An 18,417-nucleotide genomic window follows, 5' to 3' on the forward strand; every position below is an offset into this window, starting at 1 on the left:
TTGTCAACACAAAACCGACTGTTTTTTCAATGATTTTAGATGCTTTTTATATGCAACAACCTAACCGGACACTACTGAAAAGTTTTAAAAGATTTGGAATGGCCGTAATTTCATTTGATTTTTCTTCGGTTTTTAATTGCCCTAAAACCATTTTATTAGACGAAGCCCACGCACTGATCATATGAATGGCTTTCTTATCATTGGAGGTATCGTGTGAACGCCTTAGAGTTTTGCCGTCGATTGCAATGACTTGACCTTTGGTCATCTTTGCAACCGACTGAACCCAGTGCATAAAACTGCTCTGAAATTCATTCGGGTTCATCCTTTCAAAAATTCTGCCAAAGGTGTCATGGGAGGGTATCCCATGGGGAAGGCTTAGAAATTTTGACAACCACCTTTTTCTCTTTTTGCCAAAGTTTTCAATTTGCTCATAAGTGTCTGCGCCAGCAACTACCGCACAAATTGCGATGATGACGACATCAATTAAATTATGAAGCTTATTGTGGTGTCTGGGGTCCTAAATATTGTCAAAAAAAGTTTCAAGAGATTTTTTTCGTTCATTGGCAACTCCTTGTGTTTATTGCCATATATATCGTATCTGTGCAGCGATGTCTAGGAAAATTTTGTTCGATGCTCATATACTATAGCAAGCCAAGAGAGCCAGGCTGGGATAGGGTGAAGGGGGTGGAGTGGCGTAAATGAGCGGCCCGCCAGGACGGCATAGGTCCGATCATTTCCGCTTCTTAAGCGGTCAGGACGACCGCTTAAGATTTAACGGAATCCCCCTCACCTATTCCAGCCGGGTAAGGACGAATCTTAATAAAAGTTACATGCGATGACCCTGCATTAAAAGAAAAGAGACCGGATTAAAACAGTCGATTTCACCGGCCCGAGCCAGACCTAACCAGGGTATATTTTGGATGAGCCAACAAGATATCAATATTTCAAATACAAACCAGCCAAACCCATTCAAACTATCAATTTGATTTACCCCGACCAGTTGAACTATTTTTTTTGATTTATTCAAACGAACCTGGCCCTAATCAGATTCATATCAATTGAGGAAGGATATTTTGAACAGAAGCAAAAAAATTATCGTGGTATGCCACTGCATACTCAACGCCAATGCCAAGGTCAGTCCCCTGGCAGTCTATCCCGGGGTGCTGCGCCAAGTCATGGACACCTTTATCGAACAGGGAGTCGGCATTGTTCAGCTTCCCTGCCCTGAATCTTCCTACCTGGGAGTTAACCGCTGGGGCATGTGTTTTGAGCAGTACAACCAGCCCAATTACAGACGTCACTGCCAAAAGATCCTGGCGCCTTCTGTGGACCAGATCGAGGCCTTTACCGCAGCCGGATATGAGATCCTCGGTGTGATCGGCGCCGACGGCAGCCCCAATTGCGGGGTTACCAAAATCCCGTCAGGACTTGTTGGCGGCGTGATCCGGGACAAAGAAATGGTCGAAAACCAGCTTAAAAATTTTACCTATCTCCAGGGCACCGGCGTCTTTTTAACCCAGTTTAAAATCATGCTGGAAAAAAGAGGATTATCCATTAATTTCATGGCGGTGGATGAAAGTGATCCATCCCAATTAATCACAGCAAAATAAGGAAAAACAGATGACTAAAAAAAATATTTTAAACATTGCCGCATGAGTTTTCATGGCTCTGGCCGTGGCAGCAAACGGTTTTTGTGCCGATCTTTCATTACAAAAAGTCCAGGACAAAGGTGAGCTTGTGGTCGGGTTTTGCGCCCAGTATCCCCCGTTTGAATTTAAAACCAAAACAGGGGATTTCCAGGGCTTTGATGTGGACCTTGCCAATGCCATCGGCAAGGAGATGAATATCCCTGTAAAATTCAAGGACGGAGAATGGCAGGGGTTGATTGCCGGCCTGCAAAAAGGGGATTATGACATCCTGATCACCTGCATGGGTAAAAATCCCAAAAGAATGGAGATGGTGGATTTCAGCGATACCTATGTGAATCTCACCGAAGTCCTGGTGGTTCGCAAGGATGAATCCCAAATTCAGGGACAAAACGATCTCAAAGATAAAATTGTCGGCGCCCAGATGGCCACCTCCAGCGAAAAGGCATTGAACAGCATCAAAGACCTGGTTGGCACGGCAAAAACCTATAATTACACCACAGAAGCGTTTTTAGATTTAAAGTTCAAACGAATCGACGCCCTGATCTCGGGAATTGCCTATGCTGCGGTACAGATCCAAAAAGACCCCTCGTTCAAGGTGGTGGGAGATCCTCTGCATTCAACGGAGATCGGCATTGCCCTGCCCAAAAACACCTCTGCCCTGAAATCAGAAATCAACCGGGCCATTGCAAAAATCAAGGCAGACGGAAGTCATCAGCGAATCCACGACAAGTGGCTGACCGTCAACTAAAAATCGGATAAAAACAAATGGACGGGTTTCAGACGAGTCTTATTTTAGAAAACCATGAGGAACTTATTTTCGGGGCCATGATGACCCTGAAAATCACCTCGGTTTCTTTTGTATTTGCCCTGGTTTTAGGGACCATGGTCGGGGTCGCAAGGTCCAGACTCGGCTGGCTGAACCTCATCCTCACCCCCTATGTAGAGGTATTCCGGGGAACCCCCTTGTTGATTCAGCTTTTTTTCATCTATTACGGGCTGCCCTCCCTGGGCATCTCAATGGAAAATTTCACCGCCGCATACCTGGGAATCGGATTATGCGGCGGTGCCTATATTTCTGAGATTATCCGGGGCAGCCTGTATGCGGTGGACAAGGGCCAGCAAGAGGCTGCTGTCTCCCTGGGACTTTCACGGTTTCAGTCCCTTTGGCATATTATTCTGCCCCAGGCCGTGCAGGTGGCCCTTCCTGCGTTGGTAAACTCATTTTCATCCCAGCTCAAAGAGACCTCGCTGGTCTCGGTCCTGGCCATCAACGAACTGACCCGGGCCGGCCAAATGGTCTATTCAAGGACGTTCAGGCCCTTTGAAATTTACCTGGCCGTGGGGCTGATGTATTTTATCATGACCTATACGGTTTCTCTTTTATCCCGGTACCTTGAAAAAAAATTCAAGGTCAGCGGGAAATTCAGCTCAGTTTAGCCGAAGAAAAAAATCAGAAGGTATATCCCATGGAAAAATGAAAGCTGCCACCGCTTTCATCTGGCCGGGGATCCAGTTTCCAGCCGTATAAAAATCCAATGGGGCCAATGGGGGTCTGATACCTGAGCCCAAGGCCGACGGAATCTCTAAAACTTTCGGATCCGCCTCTGCCCTGTGTCTGCCGGATTGCCCCGATATCGTAGAACCCGGAAATCTCAAAGTTCAGCCCCAGGTCATACCGGGCTTCAACCGCGCCAAGGATCACCTCCCGGCCCCCGACGGCCTGGCCGGCAGTGTCATAGGCCAGAAGGTTCTCATCAAACCCCCGAACACTTGAAGTGCCCCCTAAAAAAAACAATTGATCCTCAGGCACTCGGGTGTTGGCGCCATAGGGTTGAATAAACCCGTACCTGCCCCTGAAAGCCATGACCAGAGGTGAAAACAGGGTATAGTAATACCGGGCTTCCAACTGATATTTGATAAAATCATCCACAGAATTGTCAAGCCCGTTTGAGATATCCGCATTAACAGAGGAGACCCATCCCTTTTTGGGCCTGACATGAGAATCCGTAGTATTGTAGAGGATTCCCGGGCTTGCCACCAGCACATGCCTCGGCTCATACGGATCTGTTTCCTCCAGGGTCAACGGCCGGTACCGGGTCAGATATTGTTCTCTGAATTCATAGGACAGGCCCAGGTTCAGAATCAGGGTCCTGGACAGAAAATCCTGATAAAAATCCTGGGAAACCCCATAGGTCCGGGAGCCGAAATCCTTGTTGAACGCCTCTTGTTTTTCACCAAAAACCCGGGTATTGGAACGGATTTGGCTAGTCAAAAGCCGTGGTTCCAACAGGGCCAGGTCTGCTTTATATCCGATCTGGCTCACCTCGGCTTCCAGTTTAAGGTCAAGATTTTGACCTAGAAAATTATGATCCCCAAGTGTTGAATTGAAATATAGATGACGCTCGGTATCATACCCGGTTCCCATTTCAACATAATAGGGTTTTTTCTCCTCTACCTCCACAATGATATCGACCTTTGGCTCCTTGTTTTCCAAGCCGATGGTCCTGAACCGAACCGAATCAAGGGCATTGACATTCATCATATTTTGACGGCTCTCAAGCAGTCGTATAAGGGAAAGGGACTCTCCTTCTGACAATTTCATTTCATTGTCAAGTACAGACGGGCTGGTTCTGAAATTCCCCATATAATAGGTCTGTCCAACCCTTGCATGGGGACCTTCATCCACCAGATAGGTCAGGGTTAACCGGGTCCGGTCAACGCTCAGCACCCTGGCCGAGGTTACCTGGCAATTGGGATACCCCAGTTCAGAAATACTCTGCCTCAGACGATTCTCGTCCGTTTTGATCATATACTCTCTGAAGGGTTGTCCTGGCGTCAAGGAGATCAGATCCACAGCCGCCTCATGAGACAGGGCATACACCCCCTCAAACCGGAGCTGACCGACCTTGGTTTGAATGCCCTCGTCAATGACCAGGCTGATTTCCACCTGCTTGTGCCCGGATCTGCCCGGATCATCCCGCACCCTGACCCGGCGGTCAATATTTGTCCTTTGATACCCCTGCCGGAGATAAAGCGCCCGAATGGCGTTGATATCTTCATCAAGTGTTTTGGACACATAGACACCGCAACGTTGAAACAGCGGTACCCGGGTCAACATCTGTTCAAGGATCGTTTTCTCCGAAAAGACCCGGTTTCCTGTGATCTTAATTTTAGAAACACAATATTGGTCACCTTCATCAATGGCAAGGGTCACCTGCTTTACTGTTGGATTGTCAGGGGGGGGCGCCTTGACCCCGGACTCAACTTTTACATCCGGATATCCTTTGAGACGATATTTTTGTTTCAGGTTCCGGATGCTTTTTCTAAGGGCAAAATCATTTTCATTCCCCTCCCTGGACAGGGTCATCTCCCGGTTCAGGGTATGGTCCCAAAATTGTTCATTTCCCTGAAAGACAAATCCGTATCGGGGTCCCTCTTCAATGTGGAAGACCAGGTCTACCTTTTTTTCTTTTTCATTCCTCAAAACTTGGGCCCGGACCTTGACCTCTGCAAATCCTTTTTCCCGGTAAAACTGAATAAAATTCTTCACATCCTCATCCAAATCCTTTTGGATAAACCGTTTGGCGCTGCCGAACAAAATCGAGGCTTTCCAGGTTTTGATCCTTAACTTCAGGCGTGACGAAGAAAAATGGTCATTCCCCATGATGCGGACCTGGTTCACCTGAAAAAACGCCCCCTTATGAATGTGAACCCAGACCTGAAAATTTCCATCGGCCTCATCCTTTTGGGCGGACAAAGATACCTGAGGATCAATATATCCCTGCCGTTGGAACAGGGTCGTCACCCGTTTGGACTGATCTTCCAATCTCTTTTCTATAAAAACATCCCCAATGGAGATGGTCATCATATTCATCACTTCCCGCTCGAAAAGCGGAAAGGCATTCTTAACATGGATATCCTTGATCCGGCCAAAAGGATGAAGCTCAAACACAATTTTCATGCCCTGGGCGGTTTTTTCCGGATCCGGCACATGAATGGATTGAAACACCTTTGAATCTGAAAGACGGTCAATGGCCCGGGCCACCACTGCAGGATCATAGGGATCCAAAGGCCTTATCTGGATCAGATTCCTGGCAACCGCCTGCCAGACCCCCTTTCTCTCTCCTTGAATTTGGATATCAATCTGAAAAATTTTTTCTAAACCGTCCTGGCCGTGAGGCGTGGTAAACCCGGGCTCAGCAAAAAAAACAAAAAAGGCGCCCATGATAACAGCAAAAAACACCCATGGCCGTAAAGGGCAATTCATTATTTTTCTTTCCCATATCAGCACCTGGCTCACCTGAATTCCAATCGGTATTTTAATTCACCCCCAAAATTTCCACCCGTATCCTGGTATCCCCTCATAAACAGATTCTCAAGCAGTTTATAGTCGGTGGTCACCCGCTGAACCGTCTCACCGTTCCTGACATCCACTCCGTATTTAACACTGATCTTCCGGGACAAATCCGTCCCAATGGTCACCTTTACCCCGGGATTCCCCTGGTCATCGGTATCCTGGGGTTTGATCTCAAAATAATCAAATCCCGTGGCCTCTTTCCCTTTTTTTTCCAGTATATCGGCAACCATCCCGGAGAGAATCCCTTGGGGGGCAAAGCCTCCCCCACCGTCTGCCGAACGCAGTTCCCTTGTGGTCTTGCCAAAGGCTATCAAGGAAAGAATATCTTCATGCTGCTCCGAGGGGTCTGAAGAAAATTGAAAATCCAGATTGTCCGGTGTGCCTGAAACCGCCAGGGTAATGGTCCAGTCCCGAATTTGGGTTTCACCCTCAATCTCAATATCGGGCTCTATCTTATAGGGGTTCAAAAAATCAATGATGCCTTTTTTGACCTCAAATTCAACTTTTTGAAAATTAATAATACCGGAATCCACCTGGGCACGTCCGGCCAATAAGGGCGCATCCAGGCTGCCCTGGATTGTCAGATCCGGACTGACCTGAAGGTAGGCCAGATTATTGTCCACCAGCAAAGGCTTTCGCCGGCTCAGATGAACGTTCAGACCGATATTCCGGAAAAATTCAGGAAAAGACCGCTCTTCCAAAGGCGCAAGTTTCCGTGTCCTCCGGGTGGCCGAAGAGACGAGGTCCAGCTCAACATCCTTATAATATCGGCCCTCAACGAGTACAATTTCACCCACCAGATCAGATCCATCGCCATCCCCCCCAAGGCTCAGATGACCGTTCAGATTCAGGTCTATTACATCCGGGATGTCCAGGTTCAGTTGAAGGGCATTTAAGGTAAGATCAATTGTATTCACCGCCCATTCTTTTAACCCGATACTGCCGCCCAGATCAAAGTGGCCCTGGCCCAGCGCCCCCTTAACCCCAAGGATTTCAACCTGCCCTGGGCTAACATTGATCCGGCCCTCTATCTCCTTGAAATCCTGATCAATTGAATCAATGGATAATCCCAGCCCCTTGAATTGGATCTCCCCGGATACCCGGGGAGATGCGATGCTGCCGTCAATGGCAGCGTTCATACGGATCCTGCCCGAGGCAGATTCAACCGGTTTCACCAGGGGGGAAATAATGTCCAGGGGAATATCTCCCTGGGCCTGAAAATCAAGCGCCCCCCCAAGGCTGCCCTTGCCTTTGACCCAAAGGCGCCCCTTTTCCAGCAGGCGGATATGAACCGGCCCCAGGCGGTATTGCCCGTTTTCAACAAGGATACCCAGATCCTTTATCCCCATAAAAGGCCGGTTTGCAAACTGAATATCCAGTTTAGAAAGATCGGCTGAGCCCTTTACAAGATCCAGCCGGTCCCCCTGGCCCCGGGCCTGGATTCTGCCGAATACCCTCCCGGTGAGCTGGGGCCGGCCCCATAGTTTAAAATAGGGAGACAGGTCAACCCCGTCCATATCAAGGGCGGCTGTATATGCCTGGGTATCCAGATGAAAGGTCCCCTCCATGGGAAATCCCAGATCTCCTTTTATCTCCAAACGCCTGTTTCTCAATTCAACCCCAAAATTGCCAGGCGCTTGTTTTTCCCCTGAAATAACAAGATGTTTTACACCCAGATTCCCTTTAACTTCAGGATCTTTCATGGGGCCCCGGGCGGACAGATCCAGAAACAAGCGCCCGCTGCTGACACCTGTTTTTTTGACCGGGTCCAGACAGGTTAAATCAAAATCATCTGACGCCACCCTGAGATCAAAGGTCTGATCCATTGGCGCGGCCGTTCCTCTGGCCTTGACCACCGAACCGGGTGCGACCTGAATATCCAGTTGGGCAATCTCAAGAACAGACCCCTGAAGGAAAATTTTAGAGGAGAATTCATCAATGGACTGATCTTTAAACCCAAGGGCTTGACCCTCAATATTCAACCGTCCCCCAAGGTTTGAAATCCGGCCCTTGACCTGACCGTCCAGAAAGAGGCTGCCCCGAAGGTCTTTAAAAAAATCTTCCAGAAAGACAGAGTCTCCTGACAGATTTATCTCAACATCGGGGTCTGGTATGGGTGACAGGGTAGAGTCCAATACCCCTGCCCGGCCGGAGACTGAGATTAAAGACCTGCCCCGGGACAATTCCAATAGATCAATATCCAATTGTCCGGAGGGTTCCAGGCCGGCGTTTAATGTCAAATCGCCGAGAAAAATATCATTGAGGGCCAAATTTGAACCCAAAAGGGAGAGGGTCACCCAAGACCCAAAAGGACCGTCAATATCTGCCGTGGCCCTGAGGCGTCCTTTTCCTTGAACACGGCTAAGCCTGTCCAGGGCTCCGAGATCATCCATCTCAAGTTCAAGGCGGCCTAAAATTTCCCGGCTGGCTATGTCCATCCGGCCCTGGCCTGTGAATTCTCCTCCCGGCATGGTCAGACAGATGGAGCTGACCTTGGCCACGGACTGATCAAAATCCGCATCCATGCTGAGGTTGAAATCCATTGGGCCCCCCCCTTCCCGGGATTGAAAAAAACTGGCAATGGATTCGGATTGAATGGCAGCCCTCAGGTTTTCAGGATAAACCCCCTGGCCCTCCAGCCGTATTCTGGAAGATACTTGGCCCTTTGGAAGGGTTGGGGCCATGGCTGACAATTTCACCCCCTCCAGAGCAAGATCCGCTTCATAAGAGACTTCGTTCAAATCAAAGCCTTGTAAAAACCCGTTGGGAAAAGCGGTTTCAAGATCCACCTTCCCGTCCAGGGAAAAGTCTCCCACAGGGGAACCAAGGCAGGCCACCCCCATGGTTGCCTGTCTGTCTGTCATCATCAATCTGAAATCAGAACGGCCAAATGAATATTGATTGACGCCTCCACCTTTAGAAGAGATAAAAATCTTTACCCCAGGATTATCAGGACGGCCTTTAACACTGATCTTAGCTCGGACCCGGCCGTTTAGATCTAAATTCTTTATCCCTGCCGCCCGAACGACAGGTTCCAGTATTATCCCGGAAGCCAGGCTCATATCCAGCACAGGGGTTGTAAAAATATCCTTGATCTGTCCCCGGATCTTCATGTCGACCCCGGAGGATCCGCCCTGAACAAGGATATCAGAGAGTTGGCCCTCCTCAAGATCTGCCTGGACAAGCCAGGGATCAAGAACAAAGAATTGCCCCTTGTATTGGATATCTCCGGTCGCCATCTCCATCTTGAGCCGGGCAGAGGTTTCAAAGAGATCAAATTCTGAAACCCGGATATCCAGCCCTGAACCAACAAGATTCAGATCATTGTCCGGCATCTTAACCTGGACACGGCCTTGATTGAGCTCAAATTCATCGATCAGGATATTAAAGGGAATTTCCAGGGGCCCGGTTGAACGTTCAGGGGGGGAGGACCTGGGCGGAATCAAAGCCGTCAAAAGGTTGGAAGACCCGTCTTCCAAAATGCTGAGCCTGAATTCAGGAGAATCCAGAACAAGCCGGGATAAGGAGATTTCTTTTGACATCAGCCGGGTCCAGGATAAATCCAGGCCCAGTTTTTTGATGCGAACCAGGTCTTTCCCGGCCTCCCCCTGCAAAACAATTCCCTCCAGATCCAGCTGTCCTGCAAAAATACCAAGCCTGACTTTATCAACCAGCAGGTAACCGGGAATGGTCTCATTCATACGGGCAAGCAGAAAATCCCGGGGAAACCGGCTCTCCAAAAACCAGGCCAGGCCCCAGGCAAAGGCCATAAAAAGCCCACAGACAATCCCTGCCCATACATAGATTTTTCTGCCCCGGGCCAACAAGGTTCTCTCCTCCTTTTTCCCCCTAACCAACGCTTTGGGTTGTACTCATCCGGCCTCACCTTTTGCCCGGATATTTCATGACAATTTGAAAAAAACCCAGTAGTGTCCGGTTAGGTTGTTGCATATAAAAAGCATCTAAAATCATTGAAAAAACAGTCGGTTTTGTGTTGACAAATGTGCGTAAAAATTTTTGTGCGCCTTGAAAATTTAACTCAAGGAGCTCAAATGACGCACATCTCAGTCCCTAAAAAACAACTACGGTCCCTGAACTTTGACAATTTCAGGTGCCCTCTGATAAAGTCACTTTCAAAAGCACCGGAATTACAATCTCGAGGAGACCGCCCTTTAAAAATGACATTCGAAGACCAGATAAATGCTTTGGTTTATTTCCATCTTCAGGAGCACAAGTCTGCCCGACATTTAATTCAGGATCTCAAGGAGAATGTTTTTGCTAAAGAAAATATTGCGCCAGACGGTGGTATCAGCCGTAGTAGTTTCTGTGAAGCCATCAATCACAGGGGACTCGAACAACTGCAATTTATCTTTGAGGATCTTTATAAACAGGCTCTTGAGTGTCATCCGGGTGAACACGCCGAGTTAGGAGAGTTGGTTTCCATTGACGGTAGTCTCATAAATGCAGTCCTTTCAATGCACTGGGCGAACTACAGAAAAGGAAGTAAAAAAGCCAAAGTACATTGCGGATTTGACATTAATCACGGAATCCCAAACAAAATCTTTTTGACTGAAGGCAACGGCGCTGAACGCACTTTTGTTCCCAAAATACTTTCCAAGGGGCAAACAGGTGTTATGGATCGTGGATATCAATCCCATAAAGAATTTGACCTGCTTCAGGAGCAAGGCAAACATTTTGTCTGCCGTATAAAAACCAGGACAACAAGAACAATTATTGATAACCACGAGACCCCTTCCGACAGCTACATTTTTTATGATGCACTGGTTAAACTTGGTACTCCGAATCAAAACCAGACGAAAAGGCCTGTTCGGGTTGTTGGCTATAAAATTGCTGGCGTCAAATACTATGTGGCAACTGACAGGCATGATTTAACAGCGGAACAAATAGCAACAATTTATAAACTCCGGTGGACCATTGAGGATTTTTTCAAATGGTGGAAAGAACATCTGAAGGTATATCATCTCATTGCCCGCAGTGAATACGGCCTTATGGTTCAGATTCTTGGCGGCCTTATCACTTACCTGTTACTGGCAATCCATTGCCAAAAACAGTTTAATGAAAAGGTCACGATCAAAAGAGTTCGGCAGCTGCGAACCGCCATTCTAAATGACCTTTTTGGCTGCGAGGAGCAGGGCTCTCATAGTTCAAACAGGGACAATATTGTCAAAGATCAAAAAATTATTGAGCAAGCAAAAACCTAACCGGACATCACTGAAAAAAACCCAATCCTTTGGTGAAATATGCGGCTGAACACCCGGGCGATGATTCCCCGGCCGATCCATTTTTTAGCGGAACACTCTGACCATAATGATCAGGCCGATCAATAGAGCTGAAAATCCAAGCATGGGACGGATCTCAGCCTTTGTCAGTTTGCGCATCTCAGGATATCTCACTGCCATCACCCCGGCAAATCCCAGGGAGATAAAGGGAAGGGCAGGTAAAAAAAGATTTCCCCACCAGGCAGAAAATATGGACAGGCACAATCCAAGGCAGGCTATCGGAAAGTACAAACGCCCCTGTTTTCCAACCAGACTGTCATTCATTTTAAATTTTTCAGCACAGGCACAAAGAAAAACAATCACAACCCAGTCAGAGACCCCGAAAACCGGCAGAAAAAGATCAGATCCGGGCAAAGGCATTTTTAGAAGAAAAAAATCCACCAAAGGGGGAATCCCTTTCATTCCCCCTTCATAATAGCCTGAAATATTCTCTGCAAAATTCCGGGTCGGGCCGGCAAAAACGCTGAACAGATCAGCAAGGGAAACAACCACGCAAACCGGTACAAGCTCGGCAGGACGTTTCAAGGACACGGCCAGCCAGCTTCCCAAAACAGAGGCAAACAAGACCAGGTTAAGGGTTAAAACACAGGTCAGCACATTGGATCGTTCTCCGGTCAAAACAACCCATCCATACCCGGCTGCAAAAATAAAAAAACAGGCGGCCAGCACCTTTGTCCGCAACGCCCCCTGCCCTTGAATCCGGGGGTCAATACGGATCATATACACCCTTGAAACCCAGGCCGCCAACAAGACAAATCCCAGGATAAAGCCATATTCAAAAACCTGGAAGATGAGGCCCTTTTCCGGCAGCACCTGTCCCAGAAAATTCATTCCTGATAAGACCAGGCACCAGGTCAGGCCTATAATAAAAACAGGCTTCAGGTTTCAGCCCCCAGCCCCAGAATATCCGCAATATTTGCCCCGGGATCAATCACAGGCTCAATCAAGGACTTAGGGCAGGTCATGAGGGTAGAAATCCCTGGACCGTGGCCGGCCAGCCGGCAGTCGGAATGAACCAGGATGCCGATGCTCACCGCCCCCTGGACAAAGGCCCGGCCATAGGAGTTGTCATGGTCCATGAGTGCCACAAAATCCCCGAACCGCATCTGGTCCAGGCGATATTTTTCAACCGTGTCAGGATCTGAGGTCATGATGTCATAGTCCCCTGCCCCCACATGGGCCCGGCCAACCCCTGATCCCATGCACGGGGCCGGTACCATGGTGGTGACCCCGACCTTGAGCCGTCCGTTTCCCTGCTCTGAAATCTTCATCTTTTCCAAAAGGTTGGGATCCAGGTTAAACAGCTTGATCTCCGGGTAATCTGTCAGGGCAAGCCCCTGGCCCTTGGCCCGGATGAGAATCTTATCCTCATAGGTCATCTTCTCTTTGACTGCCCGGGGAAAATCCACAATAATATGCTCGGATCCTCCGTGATGGCCGATGACCACACCGGTTCCCCCCTTGGCTTCTCCTGAAATCAGCCGGGCCTCATTTCCCACACAGGACAGAAGCTGGAGGGAATTATTGGGAAATTCATTGGGTTTTTCACCATTGGCCGTACACGAGACCCCGGGTTCGATGTGGTCCCCGGCCAGACCAAAGGCTGAATCCCCGGCCTGGACATTGAGGGTGATTCCGCCGATGGCGGGCAATAAAAAAGGCTCTCCCTGGTGATCCACCTTCCAGCCCAGGCCCACCCGGGGCATTCCGGGTTTGCACGCCAAGAACATTTCCACGACTTTATCTTTGTTGGTCTTTAACATAAATTTTTTCCTTTTATTTTGGATATCTGCCCAGTTTAATTAAAAAAGGAACCGCTGTAAATCCTGTTATTGCAGCGATAATAAACATATAATCCAGTCCGAAGGCATCTCCTAACGCCCCGACCACCACCACGGCAATGGAACGGACCGCAAAAGAAATCATCATGAACAGCCCGTTTGCGGCCGAAGGGTTGTCTTTGGCTGTTTCCTGGATCAACGCCAGCATCACAGGGGTGGTGGACAAGACTGTAAACCCTGTCACCATGAGCATGAGAACCTGGAAAATCCCTGAAGTCAATATAAACAAAAGAATGGAAACCGGGGCAATCACAAGGGCCCAGAACAGCACCCGCTGCCGTCCCAACCGGTCCGAGAGAGTACCGGCGGACAAAATCCCTGCCACGCCCAGGGCCTCGTATGCGGCCAGGGCAGCCCCCCCGTACCATAAACTCTGGGTCTTCTGCTCCACGTAAACGGTTAAAAACATGCCCATGGACCCGTGCATAAAGGCCCGGGCCGCCAGAATGCCGGTCAGGGGCTCCAGAACATGACAGATCTCCCTGTAGGCGGATTTTAAAGATCCCCGCCTTTTAAAGGCAATCTTCTCATCCGAAGGTTCCAGAGTTAAGTATAAAAGTATCGACGTGACCAAAGCTAAAACCAGAATATAGTGAAAATTTGCCAGCCCCAGAACCGTGACGGCGGCCACGGCCACCATGGGTCCGAGTGTTCTGGCAAGTTCCCCGCCGGTCATGAAAAAACTCATGCCCCGGCCCTTGAGATCCCGGCTGTACCTTGCCACCAGCACCGGGGCAGGCACATGGAAAAGGGCCACTGAAATCCCGGCCAAAAAAAACAGGACCAAAAGCATGCCGTAGGACGGGGCGATGCCCATAAAACTCATGGGAATGGCCGTCAAGGTCGGGGCAATAATTACCAGCCACCTGGCAAGCCCGCGATTGTCTGCAAAAAGCCCGATCAGGGGATTGACCAGGGCCGGAATCTGCATCACCGTGGACAAAAGCCCTGCCTTACTCAGGCTCAAAGAAAGCTTTTCAATGATCAAGGGCAGCAGAGGGGAGAGAAAACTGGTGTAAAGGTCATGGACAAAGTGGGCAAAAGAGATCAAAGAGACCCTGGGGCCATCAAATTTTTTTTCCATGGAATTCTAGTATCCTGAGGTCTGAAGCATCTCCATGACCCCATAGGCGGTCATGTCGCATTGGATGGGGGTAATGGATAAAAAATGATCCTGAATAGCCCGATTGTCCGTGTCCCGGCCCGGTGCTGCCGCATCCATCTGGGAATACCAGAAATAGGGTTTTTTCCTGGGATCTTTTTGCCGAACAAAACCAGTGGAAAGGTTGTTGTCTGCCTGGCAGGTGATACGCGCCCCCCTCAATCTGATCCATGGGGATACAGGGTCCGTTAATGTTCAAAAACACCCCCTTGGGCAGGCCCTGGGAACAGACCTTGTCCACCCTGGAGACCAGGTATTTGGCCATGCCCTTAAAATCCATGACCTCTCCGTACTGAATGGAAGCGGCAATGGAGACAATACCGTTCAGGGCCGCCTCCCTTGCCGCACCTGCCGTGCCTGAATAATTAATATTGATCCCGGTATTGGAGCCTGCATTAATGCCTGAAATCACCAGATCCGGACGGCCCTGGCAAAGGGTTGCCAAGGCCAGTTTAACGCAGTCAGCAGGGGTTCCGGTAACCGCATACCCCTGACCGCCGCCGTTAAGATCCACCCGGTCATACCGCAGGGGCTGATTCAGGGTAATGCCGTGTCCAATGGCGCTTCTTTCCCTGTCGGGCGCAGCCAGGATCACCTCATGATCCCGGGTCAATGCCCGGTAAAGGGCCTGAATACCCGGGGCCCGGTATCCATCGTCATTTGTCACTAATATTTTCATATTTTTCTCTGTTTATTTTAATCCGTTGGTTAACCTTTTTATGCCTTAATTGTATTGAGGCGACTCTAGGGGATTTTCAAGTAAAAAGTCAAGCATTGGGTGGTAATTTTAAAATAGACGGCTCCCCGGATCATCCAAGCTGAATATACGACTGCCAGGGGCCGGGCATCTCTGCCATGAAAGCGCCGCGCGGTCAAAGGCCAAGGGGAGGCCTGGGCATGTTGACCCGGCAAGCCTTCGATGACTTTTGCAGCCTTGAGGGGAGACTCACTGAAGGGCAGGGCGCCTGGCCCTTAAACGAGCCTCTACCATGGCCCCCATCCGGTCCAGAGAATAGGGCTTGAACAAACAATTGCCACGGCTCAGGGTGGCAGCATCGGAAAATCCCGTGACAAAAAGAACGGCCTGGTCCGGGGGCTTTTTTAAAATCTGTTCACACACGGCCACCCCGTCCATCCCGGGTTCCATAATAATATCAAGAATCACCAGATCCACCGGGTTCCGGTTTAAAAATTCAAGCCCCTCCTCACCCGAGGCGCAACAGTGGACCCGATATCCCAGCCGCTCCAGGAGCCGGCAGGCAATTTCCAATTGAACGGGGTCGTCATCAACCACCAGCAGGTGTTGGTTCTTCCCTTTTACCAGCCTGTTTTTAACCTCTTTTCCTGATTCACGGGCCTGGACAACGGCGGGAAAATAAATATCCACACAGGTGCCCTGGCCCAGGGTGGATTCAACCTGGATAAATCCCTTGTGGTCATTGACCGCACCCATCACCAGGGCCATGCCAAGGCCTGTTCCGGAACGGCCCATCTGTTTGCTGGTATAAAAGGGTTCAAATATGAATTCAATCTCTTCCGGGGCAATCCCGGCCCCGTTATCTGAAATGGAAAAAAGGATATACTCTCCCTTGGGAATCTTAAAATATCCCTGGACCGGGTAAATAATTTTTTGGGGCTGTGACAACACCTGTTCTCTGACCCGGATCAAAATCTCACCGGTGCCTGAAATGGCTTCCACCCCGTTGGTTAAAAGATTCATCAGGGTTTTGGAAAGATGGACCGGAGATCCGATAACGGTTTTACTGCAGGGTTCAAACTGGGTCCTTATGGATATCGATTTGTGGGCCGCCATAAACTGCCGGTGTTCCGGGCTGCCAAGGTAGGATTCGGCAATCTGCTGAATATCCATGGGAACGGCTGTCACCACCCCCCGACGGGACAGGGTTAAAAGGTCATCCACAATGGCTGCGGCCTTCAATCCCGATGATTTAATGGTTTCAAGGGCATCTTTTAAAGGATCATCCTTGTCCATGGTCGGGATAGGTGACAAGGCCGGAAAGTATATTGTTCAAATCATGGGCCACACCGGAAGCCACCCGGCCAACCGTCTCCATTTTTATGGCATGAAGAAGCTGTTTTTCAACCCGGTCCCTCTGCTGGATCTCTTGGATCAGTTTCCGGCTCTGGGCCCTGTATTTGCGTTCTGATTCCTTGAGTTCAGCCCTGGCTGCAAAAAAACCGGACAAATAACTCCGGCGGACCAACGCCGTCCCCAGGGTCAAAAGGGAAAAAAGGCCCACGGCAATAAAAAACCGGGTCCAATAGGCCTGGTTTGCCCAGAAAACATCCAGGCCGGTGGCCAGAAAACAGAAGATCAGGGCAAAATTAAATGCCAGGGCAATGGACACCCCCAAGCGATCAGGCATCCACAAAGAAAGTAAAAAGAGAAACAAAAATGTCCAGGGGCTGACGTCCGCCTGATGCAAAACGCCCCCCCCCCCCAATATATAAACACCGAAAACAAGGAGCTGGAATCGTAACACATACCGGTAAATCAACATTTTCTTCAAATCCAAAAGCCGGGATTTCATAACCCAAAGAACGAGAATGAATCCCAAAAGCTGGAAATTGAGAACCCAGGATGCCCAGAACCGTCCGGAAAAACCCACATAAATATTAAACAGGGAGATGAACGGCACCAGGACAAATAAAAACCCCTTGAGGGTTGCAGGATGCTCCAACACCTGTTTTTCTACAGGACTGATCATAGTCTCCTGGTATAGATCGCTCATAAAGAATAATTCACTCAAACACAGGCAAGTTTTTTTTAACAGATATGGGAAAAATTTAAAAGATCCCTTGCGAAAAGATTGACTTATCATGGTTTGAGTATTATGGGTTTAGTATTGACGCTTTACTGATTTCTCCAGGAGGTATTTCATGGAAAACACGAAATTTCAGGCCATGGTCGTAAGGGAAACTCAGCCCAAAATCTTTTCCCGCACGGTTGAAGACCGTTTAGTCAAAGACCTGCCCCGAGGGGATGTTCTTATCCAGGTTTTTTATTCATCCCTGAACTACAAGGATGCCCTGTCCGCCACAGGCAACAAAGGGGTCACCCGCAATTTTCCCCACACCCCGGGCATTGACGCGGCAGGCATTGTCCAGGCCAGCAAAACATCCCAATTTTCGCCGGGCGACAAGGTCATCGTCACCTCATACGATCTTGGAATGGATACGGACGGGGGGTTTGGACAATATATCCGGGTGCCTGAAAGCTGGGTGATTCCCCTGCCCCCCGGACTGAGTCTTGAACAGAGCATGGTCCTGGGAACGGCCGGGTTTACAGCAGCCATGTCCGTTGAACGGCTGGTCCCGGAAATTACCCCTGCCCAGGGGCCGGTGCTGGTCACCGGTGCCACCGGCGGTGTGGGCTCCCTGGCCTGTGCCATTCTGTCCAAACTGGGCTATGAGGTGGCAGCCGTATCAGGCAAGCCTGATGACGGATTTCTCTCGTCTCTGGGGGTAGAACGAATTATTTCAAGACAAAATTTTATCAAAGAGACAACACCGCCCCTGCTAAAACCCGTCTGGGCCGGGGTGGTGGATACGGTGGGCGGGGATATCCTGGCCTGCGCCATCAAAGGCACCATGGAAAACGGCAGGGTGACCTGCTGCGGCCTTGTGGCCTCCCCAAATCTGCCCATCACCGTATTCCCCTTTATTCTCAGGGGAATTTCCCTGCACGGCATTGATTCCCAGCACTGCCCCATGGCCTTGAGAAAAAAACTCTGGCATCACCTGGCCTCGGACTGGAAACCCAGCCTGCCCGAGACCCTGATCCAAACGACCGGTTTAAATGATCTGGACCCCTTTATCGACAATATTCTCAAAGGCCGGATCAAAGGCAGAACCCTTGTGGAACTGCAATCATAAAAGACCCTTAAACAAGAAGGAGATCCCCATGAGCACACCTCAACATTGTCCCGGGTTTGAACATTTTAAAGAACTAAAATCATTCACCTGCAAATGTCCCAAGTGCAATGCAACCAAGGAAATTTTTTCAGACGAATTTGACAAAACCCATAAATGCGACCAATGCGGCGAGGAAATTGACTTTACCTCGTGCACCTACGAGGCGGGTTAA

14 protein-coding genes and 1 pseudogene are annotated in these 18,417 nt (G+C 49.4%); 6 read left to right on the forward strand and 9 right to left on the reverse strand.

The window, feature by feature from the left end; genetic code table 11:
* Positions 1–46 precede the first annotated feature (46 nt).
* Complete coding sequence (locus HUN05_04145) at positions 47–484, reverse strand: ISAs1 family transposase (GenBank protein WDP87918.1); 438 nt, start codon at positions 482–484, stop codon at positions 47–49.
* Positions 485–1,073: 589 nt separating this feature from the next.
* On the opposite strand from HUN05_04145, the gene HUN05_04150 reads away from it, so the two are divergent.
* Genes HUN05_04150 through HUN05_04160 form a run of 3 tightly spaced genes read left to right on the forward strand, consistent with a single transcriptional unit; the run spans position 1,074 to position 3,086 of the window.
* On the forward strand, positions 1,074–1,610 hold the full coding sequence (locus HUN05_04150; protein WDP84438.1) for a hypothetical protein: 537 nt from the start codon (positions 1,074–1,076) through the stop codon (positions 1,608–1,610).
* A gap of 52 nt (positions 1,611–1,662) precedes the next feature.
* Complete coding sequence (locus tag HUN05_04155; protein ID WDP84439.1) at positions 1,663–2,397, forward strand: amino acid ABC transporter substrate-binding protein; 735 nt, start codon at positions 1,663–1,665, stop codon at positions 2,395–2,397.
* Positions 2,398–2,414: 17 nt separating this feature from the next.
* A complete protein-coding gene (locus HUN05_04160) occupies positions 2,415–3,086 on the forward strand; it encodes an amino acid ABC transporter permease (protein ID WDP84440.1) in 672 nt (223 codons plus the stop codon).
* A gap of 13 nt (positions 3,087–3,099) precedes the next feature.
* On the opposite strand, the gene bamA is transcribed toward HUN05_04160, so the two are convergent.
* A complete protein-coding gene (gene bamA, locus HUN05_04165) occupies positions 3,100–5,916 on the reverse strand; it encodes an outer membrane protein assembly factor BamA (protein ID WDP84441.1) in 2,817 nt (938 codons plus the stop codon).
* A 29-nt stretch (positions 5,917–5,945) separates the two neighbouring features.
* Positions 5,946–9,833 (reverse strand): translocation/assembly module TamB domain-containing protein, encoded by a 3,888-nt coding sequence (locus HUN05_04170; protein ID WDP84442.1) that lies wholly within the window; start codon positions 9,831–9,833, stop codon positions 5,946–5,948.
* A 225-nt stretch (positions 9,834–10,058) separates the two neighbouring features.
* Between HUN05_04170 and HUN05_04175 the strand changes: the two genes are divergently transcribed.
* On the forward strand, positions 10,059–11,228 hold the full coding sequence (locus HUN05_04175; GenBank protein WDP87919.1) for an IS4 family transposase: 1,170 nt from the start codon (positions 10,059–10,061) through the stop codon (positions 11,226–11,228).
* An 84-nt stretch (positions 11,229–11,312) separates the two neighbouring features.
* On the opposite strand, the gene HUN05_04180 is transcribed toward HUN05_04175, so the two are convergent.
* The 6 genes and pseudogenes from HUN05_04180 to HUN05_04205 form a co-directional block, all read right to left on the reverse strand.
* The gene (locus HUN05_04180; GenBank protein WDP84443.1) at positions 11,313–12,137 is read right to left on the reverse strand and encodes a hypothetical protein; all 825 of its coding nucleotides are present in this window, start codon (positions 12,135–12,137) and stop codon (positions 11,313–11,315) included.
* Between the two features lie 47 nt (positions 12,138–12,184).
* On the reverse strand, positions 12,185–13,069 hold the full coding sequence (locus HUN05_04185) for a DUF4438 domain-containing protein (GenBank protein WDP84444.1): 885 nt from the start codon (positions 13,067–13,069) through the stop codon (positions 12,185–12,187).
* 13 nt (positions 13,070–13,082) lie between these two features.
* Complete coding sequence (locus HUN05_04190; GenBank protein WDP84445.1) at positions 13,083–14,231, reverse strand: MFS transporter; 1,149 nt, start codon at positions 14,229–14,231, stop codon at positions 13,083–13,085.
* Positions 14,232–14,237: 6 nt separating this feature from the next.
* Positions 14,238–14,988, reverse strand: a pseudogene (gene surE / locus HUN05_04195) (5'/3'-nucleotidase SurE).
* Positions 14,989–15,255: 267 nt separating this feature from the next.
* Complete coding sequence (locus HUN05_04200; GenBank protein ID WDP84446.1) at positions 15,256–16,320, reverse strand: response regulator; 1,065 nt, start codon at positions 16,318–16,320, stop codon at positions 15,256–15,258.
* Positions 16,289–17,038 (reverse strand): hypothetical protein, encoded by a 750-nt coding sequence (locus tag HUN05_04205; protein WDP84447.1) that lies wholly within the window; start codon positions 17,036–17,038, stop codon positions 16,289–16,291. Before HUN05_04205 ends, HUN05_04200 begins: the two co-directional genes overlap by 32 nt.
* A gap of 172 nt (positions 17,039–17,210) precedes the next feature.
* Here HUN05_04205 and HUN05_04210 point away from each other — a divergent pair, with 172 nt between their 5' ends.
* The gene (locus HUN05_04210) at positions 17,211–18,206 is read left to right on the forward strand and encodes a YhdH/YhfP family quinone oxidoreductase (GenBank protein ID WDP84448.1); all 996 of its coding nucleotides are present in this window, start codon (positions 17,211–17,213) and stop codon (positions 18,204–18,206) included.
* A 28-nt stretch (positions 18,207–18,234) separates the two neighbouring features.
* Positions 18,235–18,417: a hypothetical protein gene (locus HUN05_04215; protein ID WDP84449.1), complete on the forward strand. Its 183-nt coding sequence runs from the start codon at positions 18,235–18,237 to the stop codon at positions 18,415–18,417.

Origin of the sequence: Desulfobacter sp. (assembly GCA_028768545.1) — a bacterium.
GTDB lineage: Bacteria > Desulfobacterota > Desulfobacteria > Desulfobacterales > Desulfobacteraceae > Desulfobacter.